This window comes from Salinimicrobium sp. 3283s (assembly GCF_039602225.1).
Classification (GTDB): domain Bacteria; phylum Bacteroidota; class Bacteroidia; order Flavobacteriales; family Flavobacteriaceae; genus Salinimicrobium; species Salinimicrobium profundisediminis.
This window is the reverse complement of sequence record NZ_CP143631.1, coordinates 3,113,651-3,137,114: the sequence shown is the minus strand read 5'-3', so window position 1 is coordinate 3,137,114 and position 23,464 is coordinate 3,113,651. Positions and strand designations below refer to the sequence as shown.

Sequence of the window (23,464 nt, the reverse complement as noted above, 5' to 3'; positions counted from 1 at the left end):
ACAACTGAATGACAACTCTTACTGGTAAAGCTGAAAAATTCGTACAGGATCTATTCAGTAAAAAACTACCCAATACATTCATTTATCATAACTTTAAACACACTCAGAGGGTAGTTAAAAGTACTAAAGAATTAATTGAAAAATCTCAAATTCATGTTAAACAGGAAGAGCCCCTGATCCTCGCTGCATGGTTACATGACACGGGTTACACTGAGAAGTATGCCGGGCATGAAGAAGAAAGTGTTGAAATAGCCAAAAGATGGCTGCAAGAGCAGAATGCAGACCAGGAACTTATTGACACTGTCTCTAAGCTCATTATGGCAACAAGAATGCAAGCCGAACCCAAAGACCTTACTGAAAAGATCATTAAAGATGCCGACACTTCGCATTTAGCGAAAGATTACTTCGAAGAGACCAGTGAATTTCTTCGACAGGAGCTCAAACTACAGAAAATAAAAAACTACTCACACCAGGAATGGATTGAGAAAAACATTGAGCTCTTTACAGAGAGACATGAATTCTACACTACCTACGCAAGAGAAAACTGGAAAGAGCAAAAAGATAAAAATCTTTACGACCTGCTCAATAAAGAAAGAAAAGCAACAAAGAAACTAGCCAAAGAGGAAACCAAAGCCCGCCTTAAAGTAAAATATAAAGATAAGAGCGCAGACAGGGGAATTCAAACCCTTTTTCGAGTAACCATGCGCAACCACCTAAAATTAAGCGATATAGCTGATGCCAAAGCAAACATTCTACTGTCGGTCAATGCCATTATTATTTCCCTGGCCATTGCCAACTTAATTCCAGATCTTGCCAGCCCCGCGACTTCCAGTCCGGCAATCATGATCCCTATCTTTATTCTTATGATCTTTAGTGTAGCATCAATAATAGGAGCTATAATGTCTACAAGACCTAATGTGACATCGGGGGAATTTACCCGGGAGCAAATTAAAAATGGGGAGGTAAACGTGCTGTTCTTTGGGAACTTTCATCGTATGCCTTACGAGCAGTTTGAATGGGCGATGCACGAAATACTTGAAAACCAAAGCGATGTTTACGAATCTCTAATGAAAGATCTTTATATGCTGGGAGTGGTACTCAATCGAAAGTATTATTTATTGCGAATTACTTATACCATTTTCATGGTAGGAATCATTCTTTCGGTGCTCAGCTTTATCGCCACTTACTACCTTGCCTAGAACTTTTTCAAGATCTTCATATGTAAAAACCTGCTCTTCGTGTTGTTCACTTTCCAGGTGGTATAAAACTTCCACTCTTAGTGCCTTGAGCCCTATCACACCCTGAACATCTTCGAGTTCAAGCTTTTCTACTTTGTCTCCCAGGTATTTCTTGGACTGGAGATATTTAATGTAGCGCAAGTACTCTCTTTCATCTTTTCGGTTAGAATAAACAATGGCTATTTTACCTTTTTGCGTCACCCTTTCCTCCGTTCCTTTAACATTAGCCTTATCAATTCGTTTTTTGATGATTTCATACCTCGCATTGTAAGTGCCATCAACATCAAATTGCTTCTCATCCATTCTATATCTTATAGAAAGAGTGGTATTGTACACAAGGATTAGAGAAGCAGCCTGCAGTTTTAGCGGCATTCTTTCCTGGATCTGGTAGAACCTATTTTCCATTTCACACATGGTGGTTAATTGCCATAACCGCAGATTAAAAAGATATACCTCGTCAAAGGGTTTAATTTTCTTATTTGAAAGAGACGCCCCTATGTAAATATTATGTTCAACCCCATCAGTTTTATATCTCTCAAAGTAGTGCGGGTAAATCTCCTGCGCGTCTATTTGCCTACGGTCAATATATCGGGACATTGTGCGGTTTATTTGCTGCACCGCCTCGTCATAATTTTTACGATGATTATAGATTATACCGGTTTCGGAGTTGATATTTTTCCGGTATATTTTCACCTGTTCTTCTAAATTTGGCGTCTGCTTTTCTATATGATCCATTACAGGGTTGATCTCCCGTTGTAATAAATTGAATACCTTCTGTTCACTGGAAGTGCTTAGGCTGCCGGCCAAATCATCTTTAAATTCTTTAATCCGGAATTTCACCTGCTCATAGATATCCAGCTTTTCAGTTTTTTCGGCTTCACATACAATCTTTTCGATAGATTCAAGTTGATCAAGCAGGTCTTTCTGAATAGCTTCATTCCTGGCTTCCGAAGAAGCCACGATATCTATCTCTCCATATAAAGGGTAAACATCTTCAAAAGTGATATCTTTAAAAGATGCAAGCCCATCTTCATCAAGATCTCTTATGAATTTTCGAGCTTCCATTTCAAAGATCCAGAGTACGCTGGGGTGAATTGACGTACATTCACTTTGTATAACGGCTTTCACCCGGTTTTCAAATTCAGATTTACTTCGTTCTACCGCTGTTACGATATATGGCAAAATATCTTCCAGCTTTGTCGCATTTATACTGTTGAGTTCGTTCTTTTCAAAAGACACCAATTCCAGCAGCCCCAGCAAAACATTGTTTTTGGCAATGGGTGCTATAATGGCACTTTTGACACCTGCATCAACAAGAGAGCTTATAAGAAGGTTTTCTGAAGATTTATCTGAATATTTTTCAACATTAGGAATGCTAAAGTACCTATGTTCATCCACCAGGCTATTATAAGCTTCCTCCCCGAGTACCTTTTTGCAGTTTAATATTTTTTTCTCCTGAAGCAAAAAACTGGGAGAACGATTCCCTATGATTCGTTCAAATACAGAATCCTGTTCGTTGTACATGGTAAACCCTATCCGAAGATTCGGAATCTTGTAGATAGACTTAAAGATCTCTTCAAACTTTTCCATCTCTTCCTTACCGGAGGTATTCCTATGCAACAGCGTAGTCTTAAGGTCAGAAATTGCATCATCTACAGTCACATCGGTAAGGGAGATAATTGTAAAGCCTTTAAAAGTCCAGCTGTTGGGTGGAAATTTTTCTTTCCACAAGGCAACGTTTTCAATATTCTGAATTAACTCATCAACATCTTCCTTAGTAATTTCCCTGGCGTTTTTACCAGGTTCAAGCTCCATAAAATTAGAATCGAGCTCAATTCTATAGTGCCTTAAAATGCCATTTTCATCGGGTATATCGTAATAAAAAGGCCTTGAAAAATCTATATCGTACCCATAATATTTGTTTAGAATAAGAATACAGGCATAGATATAGTCAAGATCATGATTGAGATTCCTCATATTTAAGGTGAAGTCTTTACCTGCACCTGCCAAAATATTTCGGAAATTTTGCGTAGAGTTAAAAATCAGGTTATGAAATGGCACCGAAATGGCTTTGATCTGTGTATCAGACAGAATTTCAGGAAAAAGATCTTTCATTAGAATCCTTATAGGATCTTTGTACCTGTTGAGATCTTCAGAATTTAATATTCCTTCTTCCAAAGCAGGAAAAGTGGAAATGTACTCCAGCATATTTTCGAGATAATCTTTAGATATCTTACTCGACTCATTTTGGAGCTGATGACGATATTCCTGTATGATCTTGTGGAAACTTATCTTTATTTCCAGTGGAAATTCCTTTTGATGCTTCATGTTTTAAAATTAAAGGATTTTCCCCCCTGCCCTGAAAGACTTCTTCATATTAACATTAATTTATCGCTTTCGATCCTTTCTCTCCCCTATCTTCCTTATTTTTGTCGAAAATGTAACAAATTATGCGTAAAATATTATTAGCCGGACTCGTGATTCTCATGGCTGCTTGCGAAAGTGAAAATGAAGGATACCAGATTAGCGGAACAGTCCAAAATGCCCCAGACGGGCAAAAGCTCATCATTTCTGAATTGAATGACAGCAACACCCAGGTAGTACATATTGATACTATAGAAATAAAGGAGGGAAAGTTTGAACTTGACTTACCTGAAAAAGAGCAACCTACTATTAGCTTCCTTACTGTGGAAGGAACTCGTGGAAATGTGGTTTACATAGCAGACAATACTCCTATTGAATTCAAAGTCTATCCAGATAGTATTTATTCTTCTGAAATATCGGGCGGAGCAGATAACGAAGTGCTTTCTACTTATCTTGAAAGTGTAAAAGGAGTAAGCAAGAAAATGGGAGAACAACGCAAAGCCGCCCAGGAAGCCATGATGAACAAGGATTCTGTTGCCCTGCAAAACCTTCAGGCATTCCAGGAACAATTATTTGAAGAAGACAAGCAAACAAAAGCAAGTCTAGTTGAGTCAAATCCCAATTCTATAGTATCGGTAATGATCCTCCAGGATATGCTAAACACTTCGGCCTATTCTTCTGCTGAATTAAAAGGGTTTTACGAGCAGTTAAGCCCTGAAGTAAAGGGACTTCCTCTGGCAAAAATCGTAAAGACAAGGCTTGACAAAATGAGCAAGACCGCTGTAGGAAGCAAGGCGCCAGAATTTAGTGCCCCTACACCTGAAGGAAATGAACTTGCACTTAACGACGCTCTTGGAAAAGTTACTCTGGTAGATTTTTGGGCCTCATGGTGCAAACCCTGTAGAGTTGAAAATCCCAATATTGTAGAAGTCTATAAAAAATATCACGATCAGGGGTTTAATATTATCCAGGTCTCTCTGGATCGTCCCGGACAAAAAGACAAATGGATCCAGGCTATTGAAGATGATAATCTTGGAGCATGGAACCATGTTTCTAACCTGATGTTCTGGCAGGATCCTGTTGCAGTTGATTATGATATTCGTGCCATACCTGCTGCATTTTTACTTGATGAAAATGGTAAGATCATTGCCAAAGATCTAAGAGGTGATGCCCTGGGTCAAAAGGTTGGAGAAGTTCTAAACAACAGCTCTTCCTCTAATTAACAAGGTGCATAAAAAAGAAAAAGAGGCTGTCTGAAAAGGCAGCCTCTTTTTGGTTTAATATTTTCAGTTTAATCGAGCTGAAATTCAACATTCACCTTTACGGTAACTTCCATTTCACCCGGAGCAATAGTTTGCTGCCCAGAACTGTCAGATTTCATTTCCATCACACGATAAACGGGCTGGTAATGATCTGTTTGTACTTCATTGATATGAACTGCTTTCCCGGCACGCTGACCTAAAGCAGAGGCATATTCTTCAGCTTTCATTTTCGCATTTAAAACTGCCTTTTTTCGCGCCTCAGATTGTAACTGCTCTTTTTCAGAGGTCATAAATTCAATCCCGTCAATTCTGTTGAGCCCCGATTCTAATAAACCAGACATAATTTTCTCATAAGACTTCAGGTTCACCAATTCAATAGAAATAGCCTGGTTAGCCGAATACATGGTGTCTTTTGTATTGTAATTAACCTCTTTATTTAATCTCAAGTATTCCGTTTGAATATATTTTGACGCTACCCCCTGAGATTTTAAATACTTAATTACCTGATCGACTACTTTATCATTTTCACGCTTTACCTCGGCAGCAGTTTTCCCGGTATGTTCAATCCTGGAGTTAATAAGAACTTTATCGGGTACTACATTCACAGTTCCGGTACCTAAAACGGAAACAGAGGGAAATGGCTTGTCTTGTGCAAAGCCTACAGAGTAGCCAAAAATGGCAATTAGAAGAAGTAACTTTTTCATAATATTTATGGTTTTACAAGAGGTTTTCAAATTCAGTGCCAATGTCAGAATTTGCCGGTCTTTTGTAGGAAAAATAACAGAACAATAGGAATAGCCAGTAGAATCACCATAAACAAACTTGTGGCAAACAATTGCGGAACAAGAACCAGAGTGAGGATATAACCTCCCACAGCACCACCAAAATGGGCATCATGCCCTATATTACCTATCCTGTTTTTCATCCCGTAGATTGAATACAGCATATAGCCAATCCCGAAAACATACGCAGGAATGGGTATGGGAATAAAAAACATGTACAGGCTCATATCGGGATATAATAAAATAGCGGCGTAGATTATACCCGAAACAGCACCGCTTGCTCCCACCGCATTATATTGATATTCATCTTTATGAAAATAGTAGGACAAAAGGTTTCCCAGCAAAAGACTGGCAACATAGATCAATAAGAAGCTAAAACTACCCAGGGAGCCAATGACTACATCGGCAAAGAAATAGAGGGTAAGCATATTTAGAAAAAGATGCGCAGTATCTACATGCAAAAACCCTGATGTGAGCACCCTTATCTTCTCACCCCTTTTTACTGCTGCCGAATTGAACTTGTACTTTTCAAAAAAAGCATGATCATTAAAACCTTTAAAAGAAAAAATAATATTTGCTGCTATGACTACAATGGTAATCAAGTCGAAATCTCCCATTAATGCAAAAATTTAGTTCCAAATATACCATATATTTGCCTAAATGACTTTTGCATGCAGCGTTTAGTTTTCTGGTTGGTTTACCCTTTTTTATGGCTAATTTCAATTTTACCTTTTAGCCTTTTTTATCTCTTTTCTGATTTTGTATACCTAATTGTATACTACATAGTCCGATATAGAAGAAAGACAGTAAATGAAAACCTGAGGCTGGTATTTCCTGACAAATCTGACAAAGAAATCAAGAAGATCAGAAAACAATTTTACCACCATATGGTAGATATGTTCCTGGAGATGATAAAAAGCTTATCTATTACAGACGAAGAACTGAAAAAGCGGTTTTGCTTTACAAATCCTGAAGAAATTGATAAGATAAGGGCTATGGATAAGAGTATTCTGCTCGCCTGCGGCCACTACGCAAGCTATGAATGGATGAACGCCCTCGAACTCTATGATCTAAAACATGAGAGCTTCGGGATATATAAAAAAATAAAGAATCGCTATTTTGATCAACTTGTTAAAGACATAAGGGGGCGTTATAATACAGAACTCATTCCTTCAAGTAAAGCCACAAAGACTATTACTGATAATGAGCACAATGGTGTTTGCGGCATCTATGCTTTGATTGCAGATCAATCTCCCAAACTTTCGCGCACCCGGGCATGGATCAGTTTTATGGGTATAAAGTCGCCCGTTTTCATGGGATTGGAAAAACTATCACACACTTTAGACATGGCTGTAGTTTACCTGCACGTGGAAAAAGTAAAAAGAGGCCATTATGTAGCCTCTTTTAAAACTATTTCATACGAACCGACTAAAGAGCCCGATTATTTTATAACACGCAAATATATTGAGCTTCTTGAAGAACAGATAAGAGAAGAACCCCGTTATTACCTCTGGACCCACAAAAGATGGAAACACAGGAATGCTTCAATACCCAATGATGCTGTAATTATTAAAGATTAGCAATTTTCTTTATCTCAGCAATCATTTCTTCAGCCACCTCATCGGCTTTTTCCTGAGTTTTAGCTTCAGTATATATCCTGATGATGGGTTCTGTATTTGATTTTCTCAAATGCACCCAATGTTCAGAAAAATCTATTTTTACACCGTCTACTGTACTTACCTGTTCAGCAGAGTATTTTTGGGCTACCAGCTTAAGAATGTTGTCTACATCAAGTTCAGGCGTGAGCGCTATTTTATTTTTGCTCATAAAATACGAAGGATACGAGTTTCGTATTTCTGAAACCTTCATTTTCTTTTCGGCCAAAAAAGTTAGAAAGAGACCAACACCTACAAGGCTGTCCCTTCCGTAGTGCAATTCAGGATAAATAATTCCGCCGTTACCTTCACCTCCAATAACAGCATCATTCTGCTTCATTAACTCCACCACATTTACTTCACCCACTGCACTGGCTTCGTAATTACCTCCATGCTTTTGGGTAACATCGCGCAGGGCACGTGATGAAGATAGGTTACTCACCGTATTGCCCGGGGTTTTACTCAAAACATAATCTGCGCAAGCCACCAGGGTGTACTCTTCCCCAAACATCTCACCTTCCTCTGTAATAAATGCCAGCCTGTCAACATCGGGATCAACTACAATTCCCAGGTCTGCCTTGCTCTTTTTTACTAGATCACATATTTCTGAAAGATGTTCTTTTAAAGGTTCGGGGTTATGCGGAAAATCTCCCGTGGGCTCACAGTAAAGTTCAACTACCTCTACTCCCAACCTCTTCAAAAGTTTAGGAATGGCAATTCCTCCTGTAGAATTCACTGCATCAACGGCAACAGTGAATCCTGCTTCGGCAATTTTCTTAGCATCAACCAATGGGAGCATTACCACCTCTTCAATATGAGTATCAATGTAATGGTCTACCCGGGTTATTTTGCCGAGCTCATCGACTTCAGCAAAAGAGAAGTCAGCTTTTTCAGCAATTTCAAGAATTTCAGCACCGTCGTCTCCACTTAAAAATTCTCCTTTCTCATTCAGAAGTTTTAAGGCGTTCCATTGTTTGGGGTTATGGCTGGCAGTAAGTATAATTCCTCCATTTGCCTTTTCTAGAGGAACTGCAATCTCTACAGTAGGAGTCGTAGAAAGGTCAAGATCAATAACATCAATACCAAGCCCCGTAAGTGTATTCATTACAAGTTGCTGAATCATAGGGCCCGAAATTCTCGCGTCACGTCCCACTACCACCGTAGTATTTTTGTCCTGATGCCTTTGTTTAAGCCAGCTACCATAAGCAGCAGCAAACTTCACCGCATCAATAGGCGTTAAATTTTCTGAAGGTTTACCCCCAATAGTTCCCCGAATTCCAGATATAGATTTTATTAAAGTCATAAATATTTTTCAAATGGTTGTCAAAAATGTCATTTTCTTCACCTCTTTTTCTGCGGAAGTTATAAAATGCCGTACAAAGATACTCTCCTTCTGAAGCCTTCCCAAACCTTAACAAAATTTAAACATCAAGATTAATTACCTTAGCCCGAATGAATTTTCTTGCCCATATATACCTCTCGGGAGATAATGAAGATCTCATCCTGGGAAACTTTATAGCCGATTCTATTAAAGGAAAAAAGTACCTTCGGTACCCGCATGGAGTTCAAAAAGGTATCCTCCTTCACCGGGAAATTGATTCGTACACCGATTCTCATCCCCTCGTAAAAAGAAGTACTGCAAAACTACACAAGAATTACAGTCATTATAGCGGAGTAATTGTAGATATATTTTACGATCACTTTCTCGCATCCCGCTGGGAAGATTATTCTTCGGTTCCTCTGGAAAACTTTGTGTCTAATTTTTATAAGCTCCTGCAGCAGAGATTTGATTTACTACCGGCTCCTATTCAAAACTTCCTCCCTTACATGGTTTCAGAAAATTGGCTTTTAAGTTATGCCAGTATTGATGGGATAGCAAGAATCCTTTACCAAATGAACATTAGGACAAAAAATATCGTTCAAATGGATAAAGCAGTGAACGATTTAAAGGAACATTACCATGATTTCTCTAACGACTTTCAAGAATTTTTTCCTGAGCTTCAAAAATTTTCTGAAGCTAAAATAGCCAGTCTGTAAAAGCTGAAAAATAGCATTTTAGATACTTCTTCAGCGTCTAGGCCACACAAGCTCCATCAGCAAAAGTTAATTACTTTAAGAAGTTTATTTTTCTATAAACTGAGAAAAGCCGCTATAAAAGCGGCTTTTAATTAAATATTAATAAATCATCTTGTTCTAAAGACTATACCCAAGGCTTTGAAGTGCTGAAACAATCAGACCTTCATAGTATGCTGGAGAATCTCCGGGGTTTACATCATAAACATAGCCAATTTCAGATTTATCAGAAAGGCCATAGGCTCCTGCGTAGTTTCCGGTTCCATTCTCTACATAAGAAACGAATTTCGCAAAATTCTCTGCATCAGGTGAATTTGGTGTTGCTACCTGGAATATAATACCATTATAGGAATTGGAAGGCCAGGTTGCCAATCTACCTCTTAAGGCGGTAATATCTGCATCGTAAGTCGCTGTACGTGTCGAGTTTTCACCCCATGTATTCACCCAATCTGTATAACTGTAAACAGCCTCATCCTGAAAAATCAAAGCGATTGAATTCCCGCTGGGAGATTCCCCTCTCAAGTTGAGGAAATGCATTGTTCTTTCACTAGGATCAGAAATTACCTGTACTTTTTCGTCGTAAAGTGCATCATCATTATTATACAATCCAATTAAAGCAGCTCTAAGAAGCGTATTTCTCATTTCTTGCAACGGATATAAAGTAGTGTTCATAGATCCAGAAGAATCAAAATAGATATAGATATTGGTGTCAGCTGTAATAACAGGAGTAGAAGACTCATCCTCACATCCCATTCTAATGTGGTGGTAAGCGGGTTCTTCCGCTGCCAATGCCGTGATACTCGCCTGGGTAATTTCGAAATCATAGTAATCTCCTGCATCTGCAGAATAATCGAGATCTTCATGGTCCATAACGGTTACTCTGGCATAATAGGTATCATCTCCAAGGTCTGGTAATGCAAAACAAAGCACAGAAGCTGAAGGCCATTCACCTTCCATAGTGATGGTATTTGTGTCGCTACTTAGTTCCACCTCATCAGTCATTGCTGCATCGGTATAAACGTCAATGTTAAAATAAGCAGGATATTCTCTTCCTGTTTCATCATCACAGTAGTTAATGAATACACAGTAGCTGTTTTCAACTTCAATAACATCAAAATCAAAGAAAGGATAACCATAAGCTGCTTCTTCCCTGGCATAATAGCAGAGAACATCTACATCAATGTAAGGTTTTGTACCTGCTGCCAATTCAATGGTCATTGGAAGAGCATCACTCACTTCGGGTTCAAAAGCTCCGCCTTCCCGTGGGGCGACCCAAAGAACCTGGTCACCGGCATCATATACCGCAAAATGTTGTAAATAATAAGTGCCTGCAGGTACAGCCAACTCTTCAGAGTAGGTAGTCTCCCATGAGCCTCCGTTATTCACGAGTCCTACTTCAACTAAATCGTAATCGCTTTCTTCTGCATCTTCAGCAGTTGACCAGCCGAGCATCACATAAGCAGGTTCAACTTCTCTACACTCCATATCAGATTGCTTATTCTGTTGATTAAAAGAGTTAAGTAAGGACCTGAATGTTAATTGAACTGTTTCTAGATCTGTAGAAGACACCTCTGCTTCATCTTTTGAACAGGAGGTAAAAATCATTGCGAAAATTGCCACACAGGCAACTGAAAGTTTAAAATTTCTCATAATAATATAGTGGTATTGGTTAATAAATAAATTTAATTACTGCTGGTTATGCCTTCAGGGAGGAACTCCGGTACGAAAAGAAATGTAGGGACGTACCCGATCTATTGAGAAGAGAAAATTATCTTTAATTCTGATGTATATATTACAATCCATATCAACTGAAGGTTAGGGTACAATTAACTATTCAACTATGGAGGAATGTGGAGGAAATACAGTTGCCTGAGGGATTAGCAACTAACAATGTAAATATATAAATATATGATAATCAAAAGAATAAGGGTAAACCCTACTTCTTGTAATTTTTAAAACTTAATCCTGTTCTTTTGAAGAAGAATAAAAAAGACAGTCCTGATAAGTAGAATTTTTCTACACTTATTAAAAAAATATGTGGAAAAAATCTACAGCCACTTTTATAGGTCTAAACCGTTCTAACTTCCCTGGAAACGAATAACATAAAAAAACCCGGCTGATTAGCCGGGTTTTAAATTCTATTTATTGGAGTTTATGATTTATAGTACCAGTATCCTCCTCTTGAAAATACTTCTTTCCATCCATAGATTCTGGAATAGTAAAACCAAGTGTCATTTTTTCTAAGAAGATAGACCCCGTAAACAGTGTAATATTCACCATTAACATAAGTCTCTTCTTTGGTACTACCGGTAGTTTCTTCTTTACCAGATGTAGATGTATAAGGATACATATTATTTATACCCGTCTTATCACCTGAAGACAAAGCAGATCTTTGTACATTATAAGTGTTACCGCTTTTAGTTGTAATAGTAGGTTTTCCATTACTTGAAAAAGAATATGGACCATACATCATAATAGAACCAAAATCAAGAGCACCGGTGAACTCATCTCCATCCATACCTTGCTCAGCGTAAGTCTGAAAATTATATTCTCTTCCGCTTTGAATATTGTCGTAATGCACTGTAATATAGCTATTCCTATCTACGCGACTCTGTTCGTGCCAAAGCCCTATGGCATGACCAATCTCGTGAATTGTATTTCCGGTTGAGCAAGCTGTAGACAAAGTAATATTTTGTCTACCCCCTATCATACCCACGTAAGATGAACAACCAGAACCGGTTACGAAATTAATATAATTAGATTGGGTAGTTCTCTCGACAAAGTCAATATTAGTATTGGCTTCCCAGTGCTTTATAGCATCATAAACACGGTTTTTATTATCGAGTGAACTCTCTATAGCATAGTAAACAGTATTATTTGGCCATCTGCCCGAGGTACGCCCCACACTTTTTGTTTCCGGAACAACTTCACCTTCTTCAAAAACCACCTTCACTTCCTGGTGGCTTATTAAAGACGGGGGTAAAAGGATATCTCCTTCATAGATATAATCTCCATTGAAATGTTCAACGGCAAATTTTTGCCCTGCATAATAAACATCTGTTGAAGCGCCGGGATTAGGATTAGCAAATTCCGTCATGATTTCTTGACTCTCGGTGAGATCAGTACTTCCAACATTGTCAAGTTCTTCTGGGTTATCTTTACTACAGGAAATTAGGGAGGCTAATGCTGGTAGTAATACAGCGAATTTCAAATTTTTCATAAGTAGGGTTTCGTGATTTTTAGGTGCTGTAGATTTGGGATTTACAGGACCAATTGTTTTAACTGATTTTTTAATGACGTTCATTTTTAGTTAATTAAAAGCATTTTAAAAACAAAAAAGAATCTTAATATTCTTCACTTGCATCAAGAGTTGTAATAATTGTGCCAAAAAATAATTTAATACTTCTTTAACAAAAAAATACGTCGGAGTCGGAGATTGAATTGAGCTTTCTGTTTCGTGAAATTTGATTTTAAAAGGTTGCACATATAAAAAAATTTAACATGAGCAAAATTATAAATTATAATTTCATTAAGAAGTGTTTAATAAAATTTAACATACTGAAAATCAATATATTCATTATAAATAATATTGAAATTTAGTGAAGAAAATGCTAAAAGGCTACAAATGTTTTGTAGGGATTATGAAGAAAACTGCGAAGAGAACAAAAATTTTGTAGGGGATTGCAGCAAATTAAGGGTTTCTAATTTCTGAAATATATTCCAATTACCTGGTTAGAAGGATATATTTCCCAGATACTCTAACCGGATTTTTGGTCAATAGAGTAATCCTGAAGATAAAGGAGGGTCAAAAATGTCATTTGAGGACTCTCTTATTGTGAAATCAAACAAATAAATAGTTACCTGGAGCAGGTTTAATAGATTCTTATATAAGCCTTTGTATAAAGATATATTGTAAATCTCAATAGTAACCAAAAAATAAGGCTGCTTTAAAAGCTTATTCCCGTTCCGATATACCTTCTCCTGGTTCTCGAATTCTGAATTAAATCAGAACAAACGGTTAATCGCTTTTAAAACAGCCTCTTGTTACTTCCAGATAGATTATAAATTAATCCAGAAGGTTCACATTAAAGCAGTTAATGGTTTCTATTCTCACGTAAAATGGATAATTATAAGTAAAGCCATTAAAAGTATTGGCAATAGCACCATCTTCTCCCTCTATATTAGCACAATAATTTTCCCAACAAGTAGTACTCATCGTTCCACCGCTTGCCGGCCGCACCTCAATTGCATAAGCTGCAATACGGTCGCTGTCGTCAAATGGTGTATCAAGGATTATTTGTACTTCATTATTTATCAAAGAAATATTGGCTGTACCTAAAGCTGTAAGTTCTTCCGAACCTAGATCGGCTAAGAGTTGCAAATCTTCATCACTGTTGATTTGAACCCAACCTTCAGGATTAGCACCTTCAAGCAGAGTGAACTCGCAATTAGGAGAGAGTTCATTTCTCAAATTTAACTTACAACGTACATCTGTATCACAAGTTGGATCTCCCGGATTATTATTATTGTCACAGTTAATCCTTACATGATGATATGCAGGTATAAAAATCTCCTGAGCCTCAATACTGGCCTGTGTAATTTCAAATTGAAAAGTATCAGACGCATCTGCAGTGTAATCCAGGTCGTCATGATTTAAAACAGTTACACGAGCATAGAAAGTTTGGTCTCCAAGATCGGGAAGAGCAACACACAACACCGAAGCAGATGGCCACTCCCCTTCCATAGTAATGGTATTTGTATTATTGCTTAATGGGTAAGGAGTTCCGTCATAAGAATCGGTCCAAACTTCCAGAGAAAAATAAGCAGGATACTCTCTTCCAGTTGCATCGTCACAATAGTTTATAAATACACAGTAACTATTTTCTACTTCAATAAGATCAAAATCAAAGAATGGATAGCCATAGGCTTCTTCATTTCGAGCATAGAAACATAAAACTTCCAAACTGATATAAGGTTTGGTACCAGAAATAAGTTCGATTTCCTGTGGCAGAGGATTATCTACATATTCAGAAAAAGTTCCTTCTAATCTGGGCGCTACCCATAGAACATTGTCATTAGTATCATAAACAATAAAATGTTGCAGATTGTAATCTCCAGGAGGTAATGCCAATTCTTCAGAATATAAAGTTTCCCATGTATCAAGGCTGCTATTATATTTTAATTCAACCCTTATAAGATTCATTTCGGTACTTCCCCCATCTTCTCCAATGTAATTGCCCATGGCATCTGTGATTCCTATCATCACGTAGCCGGGATCATTATCGCTGCAGACTACCGGATCTTTTTGTTGCTGATCCATTTCTGCAAGAACAGTCTTAAAAGTTAACTGTACCTTTTGTTCATCTTCATTTACTGGGTGTGGATCTTCTGTAGAACAGGAAGCACCTACAACCAGAAGAAGAAATAAAAGGGTGACTTTATGTAATTTATTTTTCATAGTAGTTTTTTTAGAAGCAGGATAGTATGGGTAAAATTGGTCTCAGAAAAGACTTTTTTGAGTGATTCTCCCCTGTTCATATAGAGGATTACACTGTGGGCATTTTTAAGAGTAAAAAATTAACCACCTATTGTTAAACAGGTGGTTAATCTCTAACATATATTAGTTCTCAAGTGGTATAGAACAGAAAATCGCATCTATTTTAATATAGAAAGGATAAGAGTAATCGAAACCATCAAAAGATTCTGACACTTCCCCATATTGATCTTCACCTACCACATTGGCACATTCAGATTCCCAACAGGTCGAATTCATAGCTCCCCCTTCAACAGAAGGTCTAACTTCAATGGCGTAACCAGTGATTCTATCTTGATCAGCAAAAGGTGTATCAAGACTAACAGAAAGATTTCCATTATCCATTACTATAGACACATCAACAACTTCAATTAGACCATCTATTGGAAAATCAACCCAAAGGTTCAGGTCTTCCAGATCCTGAGCATCGTCTATCCGTAACCAGTTATCATCACTTCCTTCAAGTACAGTAAAGTAACAGAAGGCATCTAACTCACCGTCAATTTCAAGTTCGCAAGCTGCATCGATATCACACACTTCGTCTTCACCTCCACCGTTTGGATCTTCATCACAATTAAGTCTTATGTGGTGGTATGCAGGAACTTGTTCTGCCAATGCATTTATACTTCCCTGGGTAATTTCAAAGTCATAGTAATCAGTTGCATCTGCAGTGTAATCAAGATCATCATGATTCATAACAGTTACTCTGGCGTAATATGTATCATCTCCAAGATCTGGCAATGCAAAACATAGAACAGAAGCAGCTGGCCAAGCACCTTCCATGGTAATTGTATTAGTATCTACACTAAGCGTAACTTCATCTGTCATTGCAGCATCGGTAAATACGTCAATGCTAAAGTAAGCCGGGTATTCTCTTCCTGTTTCATCATCACAGTAGTTTACGAAAACACAGTAACTGTTTTCTACTTCTATCACGTCAAAATCAAAGAAAGGATAACCGTAAGCCGCTTCTTCCCTTGCATAGTAACATAGAACATCTACATCAATATAAGGTTTTGTTCCGGCCACAAGTTCAATTTCCATTGGAAGTGCGTCACCAACTTCATCGGCAAAGGCACCTCCTTCACGTGGTGCAACCCAAAGCACCTGGTCATTAGAATCATAAACGGCGAAATATTGCAAATAATAAGTACCGGCAGGAAGGGCTAAATCTTCAGAGTATGTAGTTTCCCATGATCCATTGTTGTTTTTTAAACCTACTTCGAATAGTTCATAGCTACCCCATTCAGCGTCTTCAGAGGTAGTACCTCCCAAAACAACATATGCAGGATCAATTCCATCTCTACATTCAACTTCAGACTGTCTGTTTTGTTGATTGAAGGAATTTAATAAGGCCCCAAAGGTCAATTGTACCGTTTCAGGATCATCTGAAACAGCACCTGCTTCTTCCTTACTACAGGAAGTAAAAACTAATGCCAACATTGCCAGCCAGGCAATTGAAGTTTTAAAATTTTTCATAATAAATTGTGTTTGATTAATAAAAATTAGAATGGTTAATAAAAATTATAAAGAAATTCCTCCGGACCGGTTGATCCGGAGGAATCTTATTCTTTCTAGAAGTCTTCGTGACACACGTCCCCGGCATGTACGATTAAAGTATATGGACCTTCGCCATCTACAGGGAAACTATAGCTTAAAAGTTCAGAACCCTTATGAAGATCGAATTGCCCTGGAGCGCGCTTCTCCGGCCACTCGTTATCATCATTAAACCAGAAGTGAGTATCTCCAACAGTAACACCGTCATACAAATCAATAGTCACATGAATTTGCTCTCCATCATCATCAAGTTCAATAATGACATCACCGGCCCTCCAGGCCTTGCTAGTATCATTTTGACCTGCACCTGCCCAAAAAGGAATTACCCAATTATCATTCTCTTCATCATAATATTCGGCATCTACACCAACACCATCAATGAGAAGTCCCCATCCCCAGTTGTTGCTATTGTAATGATCTGATAGAATATAGTCTCCGTACATGTAAGCAGTATCTCCACATCCACCTGAATTACAGGTATTTGTATCTCTACAATCTACAACACAGTCACCATTTGTATCTCCTGGCACCACGCATTCATCTGGCTCACAGGAATCTGTATCTCTACAGTCAACAATACAGTCACCGTTGGTATCTCCAAGTACTGTTCCCGGTTCACAAGTTGGCTCTCCATATGGCGGTGCACAATTGAACCTTACGTGCTCATATGCAGGTACCGCAAGTTCCTGGGCCTCAATATCAGCCTGAGTGAAAGTAAATTCAAAGTAATCAGCATCTGGATCTGAAACATATGGAAGAAGATTATGATTCAGCACTGTTACACGTGCATAATAAGTATCATCTCCAAGATCGGGTAAAGCAAGACATAGTACAGAAGCAGCTGGATTATTTCCCTGCATAGTTACTGTATTCATATTACTGCTTAACACTACCTCTGTTCCGTCAAACTCATCTGACCATACTTCTACAGAGAAATGTGCAGGATATTCTCGTCCTGTTGCGTCATCACAGTAATTTACAAAGATGCAATAGCTGTTCTCTACCTCAACCAACTCAAAATCAAAGAATGGATAGCCATAAGCTTCCTCTTCTCTTGGAATAAAGCATAGAACTTCAACAGCAATATAAGGTTTAGTACCTCCAATTAGTTCTATTGTTTGAGGCAAAGCATCACTAACTTCACTGGCAAAAGCCCCACCCTCTCTGGGAGCTACCCAAAGCACCTGATCATTCGTATCATAGACAGCAAAGTGCTGTAAGTAATAGGTGTCTTCAGGAAGTTCTAAATCTGCTGAATAAGTTGTTTCCCAGGAACCATTATTATTGGTTAAGCCAATTTCAATAAGGTTCTCTGCATTACCTCCATCAATGTAGGTGGTCCCCTCCTCATCTGTAGATATTCCAACCATTACATAAGCAGGTATAGCATTTTCTCTACATTCTACTGGTGTTGCCTGTTTATTCTGACTGTTAAAAGCCCCAAGCATGGCACCAAAAGTTAATTGCACTGTGTCTTTGTCATTAATAACATCAGTTTCCTCCTTACTACATGAAGTGAATACTAATGCTAATAGCGCAAACCAGGCCATGGATAATTTGAAGTGTTTCATAATTAAATGGTTTTAGATTAAAAAATTTAGAATGGTTATTAATATTTAAACAATAAATGCTGTTTCAAATCGCACTGGCGAAAGATCAAATGGGGGAGTAAATGGGTGGGGGGAACTAAGGAAATTCTTTGTTAAATGTAGGATTTATCTTAACCTCTAACAATGGGGGAAAACCCTCCTTTTCCTCAAACTTTTATCATATTATGGTTAAGAGCATATACTATACTCTCCAGAATGGTACCTGAATGTGTGCGGCGTATGATATTAGCCCTATGCTTCTCAATAGTCTTAGCTGAAATGCATAAAGTTTCTGAGATCTCTCTGGTTTTATATCCTTTACACAATAGTGAAATGATCTCCTTTTCTCTCTTAGTAAAATACTGCTCTTCCTCCTTGCAGTAGTCGGAAAAATACTTTTCAATTTCTACCGAATTGCTACCTACTTCTTCCTTAAGAGGAAAATCATTCCCGGTGAAGTTTATCATCATGATCATTTGACCAGAAAGTTGCTTGTCAAGTTTCGAAAATGTTATTCTCGCTTCCCTAATCTTTTCATTCATAATAAGAGAAGTTTTGGTTACAGCTTTCATGTGCTTGCCCCTAACGAACTTTTTAAGGGTTTCACTCACCTTAAGCTTGTTCCTGCCGACCACCAGATCTGTAAGTTTGATTTGTTGTCTTCCAGTAATAAAAAAGTCATTCCTAAAAGCATCGTTCATTGCAACAATCTTTTCATCCTGTAAAAGGATTACCGGATACTCCAATAAGTTAAACAATCCCATAAAGGAATCTTTCCAGTATTGCGTAAGACAACCCTGTGTTGCTATCAATTCTTCAATCTCTTCTACAATAGAACGGTAGCATCCCCTATCGTAAATGATCCCGTCTACGGCATCTTTAAAATTATTATCGAGAATCTTCTTGTTCTCAAGATCACCAAAGAGAAAAAGTAAACTTTTGTTAAGGAAATGAGTAGATTTAAAACTGGATAAATTCTTTAGGCTTTCAAGACCAAGAGAAGAATAATCTATGAGAATCACATCTGGCAATAAATTAAGAGCCATGGAGTAACCGGAATGAACACTGCTAACTTCGGCAGTGGTGAAATTGTGATTTACTTCTTTTTCAATATTATTAGCTAAATCCCGGTTTTTTGTAATGAGTAGTAATATTTTCTTTTCCATCCCCCTACTTTTTAATTTAATGACATTTTTTAGATCGAATTATTTGTCATCTTCAGTAGTAAAGATATATAAGCTACTTTAAAATAAATCCTAAACTTGTGTAGTAAATAACTGACGGTCAATAAATTAAAATGACAACAGTGATAGACAAATGAACCATTTTAACTTAAATTTTTACGGTAAAAAGCTCTTTTTATGATACTTTTAATCGGAATAATTTTATAGTTTAAATCCCCTGTAAGAAAAAAGTGATTAAATGTAAAACCTCACTTTTAGACTTCTGAAAATGCCAAATCTTTGTTTTGTCTCAATCAGTCATCAACTTTCCATTATACCTTAATTTGGCTCATTATATCTACCACACACAAATATCTAACTCTTCTTAAGACCATTATGCAGGCTATGACTCAGACAATAATATTAATCCCACAAATTCCTAAAAAATTTGCAACAGCTCTTAGCAATTAATTAAGAATATGATATAGGTAAGGCTCAACAGAATAGAAAATTTGTAGGAATAACTTTAACATAATAGGCGAGTTTGTCCTTATCCGGCACTTCTTTACTCTTTTCTCAATAGCTACAGTTTCAGTACCTTTGCAGCCTTGCAAAAAACTCTCATGGCAGTTACAGAAGAATACATAGATATACTTGGGGCACGGGTACACAACTTAAAAAATGTAGATCTCAAGATCCCAAGGGAAAAACTGGTTGTAATTACCGGGCTTTCTGGTTCGGGAAAATCTTCTCTCGCATTTGATACCATTTATGCTGAAGGGCAACGTAGGTACATCGAGACCTTCTCTGCCTATGCCCGGCAATTTCTCGGCGGCCTGGAAAGACCAGATGTAGATAAAATTGAAGGCCTTTCACCCGTTATAGCGATTGAGCAAAAAACAACCAGCAAAAGTCCCAGAAGTACAGTAGGAACAATTACCGAAATTTACGACTTCTTAAGGTTGCTATTTGCCAGAGCCAGTGATGCCTACAGTTATCAAACTGGCGAAAAGATGGTGAGTTATAATGACGAGCAAATCGCCAGCTTGATTCTCCAGAATTTTGAAGGAAAAAGAGTGAATATACTAGCTCCTATAATAAGGTCCCGAAAAGGGCATTACAGAGAGCTCTTTGAGCAAATAGCAAAACAGGGTTTTGTTAAAGTGAGGGTAGATGGAGAAGTTCGGGATATTGTAAAGGGAATGAAGCTGGATCGCTACAAGATCCATGATATTGAAATTGTGGTTGATCGCTTAAAAATTTCTTCAAATGACGACTTAAACAAAAGGTTATTTGAAAGTATTAAAACCGCAATGTATCATGGTGATGATGTCTTAATGGTGATGGACCAGGACAATGGCGACATAAAGTACTTCAGTCGAAATTTAATGTGCCCTTCTTCCGGGATTTCGTACCCAAACCCTGAACCTAATAACTTCTCATTTAACTCCCCTAAAGGAGCCTGTCCTGTTTGTAATGGCATAGGTACACTTCATAAAGTAAATGAAAAAAAGATCATTCCAGATCCTTCAATAAGCATAAAAAACGGAGCCCTTGCCCCTCATGGCCCTCAAAAAAAGAACTGGATCTTCAACCAACTTCAGTTAATAGCTGAAAGGTTTGACTTTAGCCTTTCAGACTCCGTGGACAAAATTCCCAAAGATGCATTAAACATGATCCTGCATGGGGGAAAGGAAAAGTTTACTAAAGAATCTAAGACCCTTGGAATAACACGTGAGTATAAGATAGATTTTGAAGGCGTTGCCACTTTTATTGAAGAGACTTACGAAAAAAACGAGTCTTCTTCACTCCGCCGCTGGGCAAAGGATTATATGGACAAAATAACATGCCCCGAATGTGAAGGTACCCGCTTAAAAAAAGAATCTCTCTACTTCAGGGTCAATGGAAAAAATATTGCAGAACTGGCTCAAATAGATATTGTAGATCTTGCCGACTGGTTTAATGATCTTAATGCACACCTTTCAGAAAAACAACAAAAGATCGCTGCTGAGGTTATTAAGGAAATTAGCGTTCGTCTCCAATTTTTAATTGATGTTGGCCTTAATTACCTTTCCCTGAACCGCGGTTCCAAAACCCTTTCGGGAGGAGAAGCTCAAAGAATAAGGTTGGCCACTCAAATTGGCTCCCAACTGGTAGGCGTACTATATATCCTGGACGAACCGAGTATAGGATTACATCAACGGGACAATGAAAAACTAATTAATTCTCTTACCTCCCTTCGTGATCTTGGGAACTCGGTTATTGTGGTTGAACATGATAAGGATATGATTGAACGCGCCGATTATGTTATAGACATTGGTCCACAGGCTGGCAGGCATGGCGGTGAAATTATAAGCCAGGGCACACCCGACGAGATTAAAAAACACAATACCATCACGGCAAACTACCTCAATGGAAGCATGAAAATCGAGGTTCCTAAAGTGAGAAGGGAAGGTAATGGTAAAAAGATCGATCTTAAAGGTGCAACCGGAAATAATCTTCAAAATGTCTCGGTTAGTTTTCCTTTAGGAAAAATGATTGCTGTAACAGGGGTTTCTGGAAGCGGGAAATCAACTTTGATCAACGAAACCCTTTACCCCATCATGAACGCTCACTATTTCAATGGAGTAAAAAAACCCAAGCCATACAAAAGCATTAAAGGGCTGGAGCATATTGATAAAGTTATAGATATTAACCAAACGCCCATTGGTCGCACCCCACGATCTAATCCGGCAACGTACACAGGTGTATTTTCGGAAATCAGAAACATCTTTGCTAAAACACCAGAAGCCCTCATTAGGGGATATAAACCGGGACGTTTTAGCTTCAATGTTAAAGGAGGTAGATGTGAGACCTGTAAAGGTGGAGGCCTGCGGGTCATTGAAATGAATTTCTTACCCGATGTTTACGTAGAGTGCGAAACATGCCAGGGCAAGCGCTTTAATCGCGAGACTCTGGAAATTAGATACAAGGGGAAATCGATAGCAGATGTGCTCGAAATGACCATTAATGAAGCTGTGGTTTTCTTTGAAAATATTCCGAAGATCTATCGTAAAGTAAAAACTATAAAAGATGTTGGGCTAGGTTATATTACTTTAGGGCAACAAAGCACTACCCTATCGGGAGGAGAGGCACAACGCATAAAACTGGCTACCGAACTTTCTAAAAGAGACACCGGAAACACCTTTTACATATTGGACGAACCCACCACAGGTTTGCATTTTGAAGATATCAGGGTCTTGATGGAAGTGTTGAACAGGCTGGTAAACAAAGGAAATACCGTACTCATTATTGAGCATAACCTCGATGTAATAAAAATGGCCGACTACATCATCGACATTGGTTATGAAGGTGGAAGAAACGGCGGAAAAGTAGTAGCAAAGGGAACACCTGAAGAAGTTGCCAAAAACAAAAAAAGCTACACCGCAGCCTTTCTTCAAAAAGAACTAAATTAGTCCGCAATTTGAATTTTTTATGAGAACAGAGACAAGAAATAAAAGCTGGAATGAAATAAAAACAAATGACTCCTGGGCCATTTTTAAGATCATGGGAGAATTTGTCAACGGATACGAAAAATTAAGCCAAATAGGCCCCTGTGTTTCAATTTTTGGATCGGCACGTACAAAGCCAGAGCACAAGTTTTATAAACTTACTGAAGAGGTAGCTAAAAAAATCGTAGAACATGGTTATGGGATAATTACAGGAGGTGGCCCGGGAGTAATGGAAGCCGGAAACAAAGGCGCTCATCTTGCCGGAGGAACTTCTGTAGGGCTCAACATCCATCTGCCATTTGAACAACACGACAATCCTTATATTGATAATGATAAGAATATCAACTTTGATTACTTCTTTGTAAGAAAAGTGATGTTTGTAAAGTATTCTCAGGGCTTTGTGGTAATGCCGGGAGGATTTGGAACCTTAGATGAACTATTTGAAGCAATTACCCTTATTCAGACAAACAAAATTGACAAATTCCCAATTATATTGGTGGGAAGAGATTTTTGGGGTGGCTTAATCGACTGGGTAAGAAGCACGCTATTAGATAATTTTCAAAACATAAGCAGCGGTGATATTGATATCATCCAGGTGGTAGATACTGCCGATGAAGTCATAGAGATTTTAGATAAATTCTATGAGGAATACAACCTAAGCCCTAATTTCTAGGATTTTAAAATAAATGTGATCTTAAAACAGCCTTTTTGACAAGGCTGTTTTTATATTCTCCTGTCAGCTTCTTTTATAATTTTG

Annotated in this window: 16 protein-coding genes; 6 read left to right on the top strand and 10 right to left on the bottom strand. The window is 38.0% G+C overall.

The genetic code is table 11. From position 1 onward, the window contains the following. Window positions 1-8 precede the first annotated feature (8 nt). Complete coding sequence (locus tag VS868_RS13925; RefSeq protein ID WP_345598369.1) at window positions 9-1,199, top strand: Pycsar system effector family protein; 1,191 nt, start codon at window positions 9-11, stop codon at window positions 1,197-1,199. Here VS868_RS13925 and VS868_RS13920 read toward each other — a convergent pair. Further along, window positions 1,116-3,566, bottom strand: a complete 2,451-nt coding sequence (locus tag VS868_RS13920) for a GAF domain-containing protein (RefSeq protein WP_345598368.1) — start codon at window positions 3,564-3,566, stop codon at window positions 1,116-1,118. The two genes, VS868_RS13925 and VS868_RS13920, sit on opposite strands and share 84 nt — an antisense overlap. A 122-nt stretch (window positions 3,567-3,688) precedes the next feature. Between VS868_RS13920 and VS868_RS13915 the strand changes: the two genes are divergently transcribed. Further along, window positions 3,689-4,825, top strand: coding sequence for a TlpA disulfide reductase family protein (locus tag VS868_RS13915; RefSeq protein ID WP_345598367.1), 1,137 nt, complete (start codon window positions 3,689-3,691; stop codon window positions 4,823-4,825). A 68-nt stretch (window positions 4,826-4,893) separates the two neighbouring features. On the opposite strand, the gene VS868_RS13910 is transcribed toward VS868_RS13915, so the two are convergent. Both VS868_RS13910 and VS868_RS13905 read right to left on the bottom strand, forming a co-directional pair. Then, window positions 4,894-5,568: an SIMPL domain-containing protein gene (locus tag VS868_RS13910; RefSeq protein WP_345598366.1), complete on the bottom strand. Its 675-nt coding sequence runs from the start codon at window positions 5,566-5,568 to the stop codon at window positions 4,894-4,896. A 44-nt stretch (window positions 5,569-5,612) separates the two neighbouring features. Then, window positions 5,613-6,263: a rhomboid family intramembrane serine protease gene (locus tag VS868_RS13905; RefSeq protein ID WP_345598365.1), complete on the bottom strand. Its 651-nt coding sequence runs from the start codon at window positions 6,261-6,263 to the stop codon at window positions 5,613-5,615. Between the two features lie 54 nt (window positions 6,264-6,317). On the opposite strand from VS868_RS13905, the gene VS868_RS13900 reads away from it, so the two are divergent. Continuing rightward, window positions 6,318-7,226, top strand: coding sequence for a lipid A biosynthesis acyltransferase (locus VS868_RS13900; protein ID WP_266070606.1), 909 nt, complete (start codon window positions 6,318-6,320; stop codon window positions 7,224-7,226). On the opposite strand, the gene glmM is transcribed toward VS868_RS13900, so the two are convergent. After that, window positions 7,216-8,604, bottom strand: coding sequence for a phosphoglucosamine mutase (gene glmM / locus VS868_RS13895; protein WP_345598364.1), 1,389 nt, complete (start codon window positions 8,602-8,604; stop codon window positions 7,216-7,218). The genes VS868_RS13900 and glmM overlap by 11 nt on opposite strands. Window positions 8,605-8,753: 149 nt before the next feature. On the opposite strand from glmM, the gene VS868_RS13890 reads away from it, so the two are divergent. Further along, window positions 8,754-9,338, top strand: a complete 585-nt coding sequence (locus VS868_RS13890; RefSeq protein WP_345598363.1) for an acyl carrier protein phosphodiesterase — start codon at window positions 8,754-8,756, stop codon at window positions 9,336-9,338. Window positions 9,339-9,494: 156 nt separating this feature from the next. Here VS868_RS13890 and VS868_RS13885 read toward each other — a convergent pair whose 3' ends face one another. The 6 genes from VS868_RS13885 to VS868_RS13860 all read right to left on the bottom strand — a co-directional run bounded on the left by VS868_RS13885 (window position 9,495) and on the right by VS868_RS13860 (window position 19,219). Beyond that, window positions 9,495-11,024: a hypothetical protein gene (locus VS868_RS13885; protein ID WP_345598362.1), complete on the bottom strand. Its 1,530-nt coding sequence runs from the start codon at window positions 11,022-11,024 to the stop codon at window positions 9,495-9,497. Window positions 11,025-11,526: 502 nt separating this feature from the next. Then, window positions 11,527-12,471 carry a M12 family metallopeptidase gene (locus VS868_RS13880; RefSeq protein ID WP_345598361.1) on the bottom strand — a complete coding sequence of 315 codons (945 nt, stop codon included), beginning with the start codon at window positions 12,469-12,471 and terminating at the stop codon, window positions 11,527-11,529. A 969-nt stretch (window positions 12,472-13,440) separates the two neighbouring features. Next, window positions 13,441-14,832: a hypothetical protein gene (locus tag VS868_RS13875; RefSeq protein WP_266070600.1), complete on the bottom strand. Its 1,392-nt coding sequence runs from the start codon at window positions 14,830-14,832 to the stop codon at window positions 13,441-13,443. A 162-nt stretch (window positions 14,833-14,994) separates the two neighbouring features. Further along, the gene (locus VS868_RS13870) at window positions 14,995-16,386 is read right to left on the bottom strand and encodes a hypothetical protein (protein WP_345598360.1); all 1,392 of its coding nucleotides are present in this window, start codon (window positions 16,384-16,386) and stop codon (window positions 14,995-14,997) included. A gap of 95 nt (window positions 16,387-16,481) precedes the next feature. Continuing rightward, the gene (locus VS868_RS13865; RefSeq protein ID WP_266070598.1) at window positions 16,482-18,035 is read right to left on the bottom strand and encodes a hypothetical protein; all 1,554 of its coding nucleotides are present in this window, start codon (window positions 18,033-18,035) and stop codon (window positions 16,482-16,484) included. A gap of 185 nt (window positions 18,036-18,220) precedes the next feature. After that, entirely contained in the window at window positions 18,221-19,219 is a 999-nt protein-coding gene (locus VS868_RS13860) for a helix-turn-helix transcriptional regulator (protein ID WP_266070597.1), read from the bottom strand. A 620-nt stretch (window positions 19,220-19,839) separates the two neighbouring features. Here VS868_RS13860 and uvrA point away from each other — a divergent pair. Together uvrA and VS868_RS13850 are read left to right on the top strand one after the other, a co-directional pair. After that, complete coding sequence (gene uvrA / locus VS868_RS13855) at window positions 19,840-22,671, top strand: excinuclease ABC subunit UvrA (RefSeq protein WP_345598359.1); 2,832 nt, start codon at window positions 19,840-19,842, stop codon at window positions 22,669-22,671. A 19-nt stretch (window positions 22,672-22,690) separates the two neighbouring features. Then, window positions 22,691-23,380 (top strand): TIGR00730 family Rossman fold protein, encoded by a 690-nt coding sequence (locus tag VS868_RS13850; RefSeq protein ID WP_266070595.1) that lies wholly within the window; start codon window positions 22,691-22,693, stop codon window positions 23,378-23,380. Window positions 23,381-23,464: the final 84 nt, after the last annotated feature.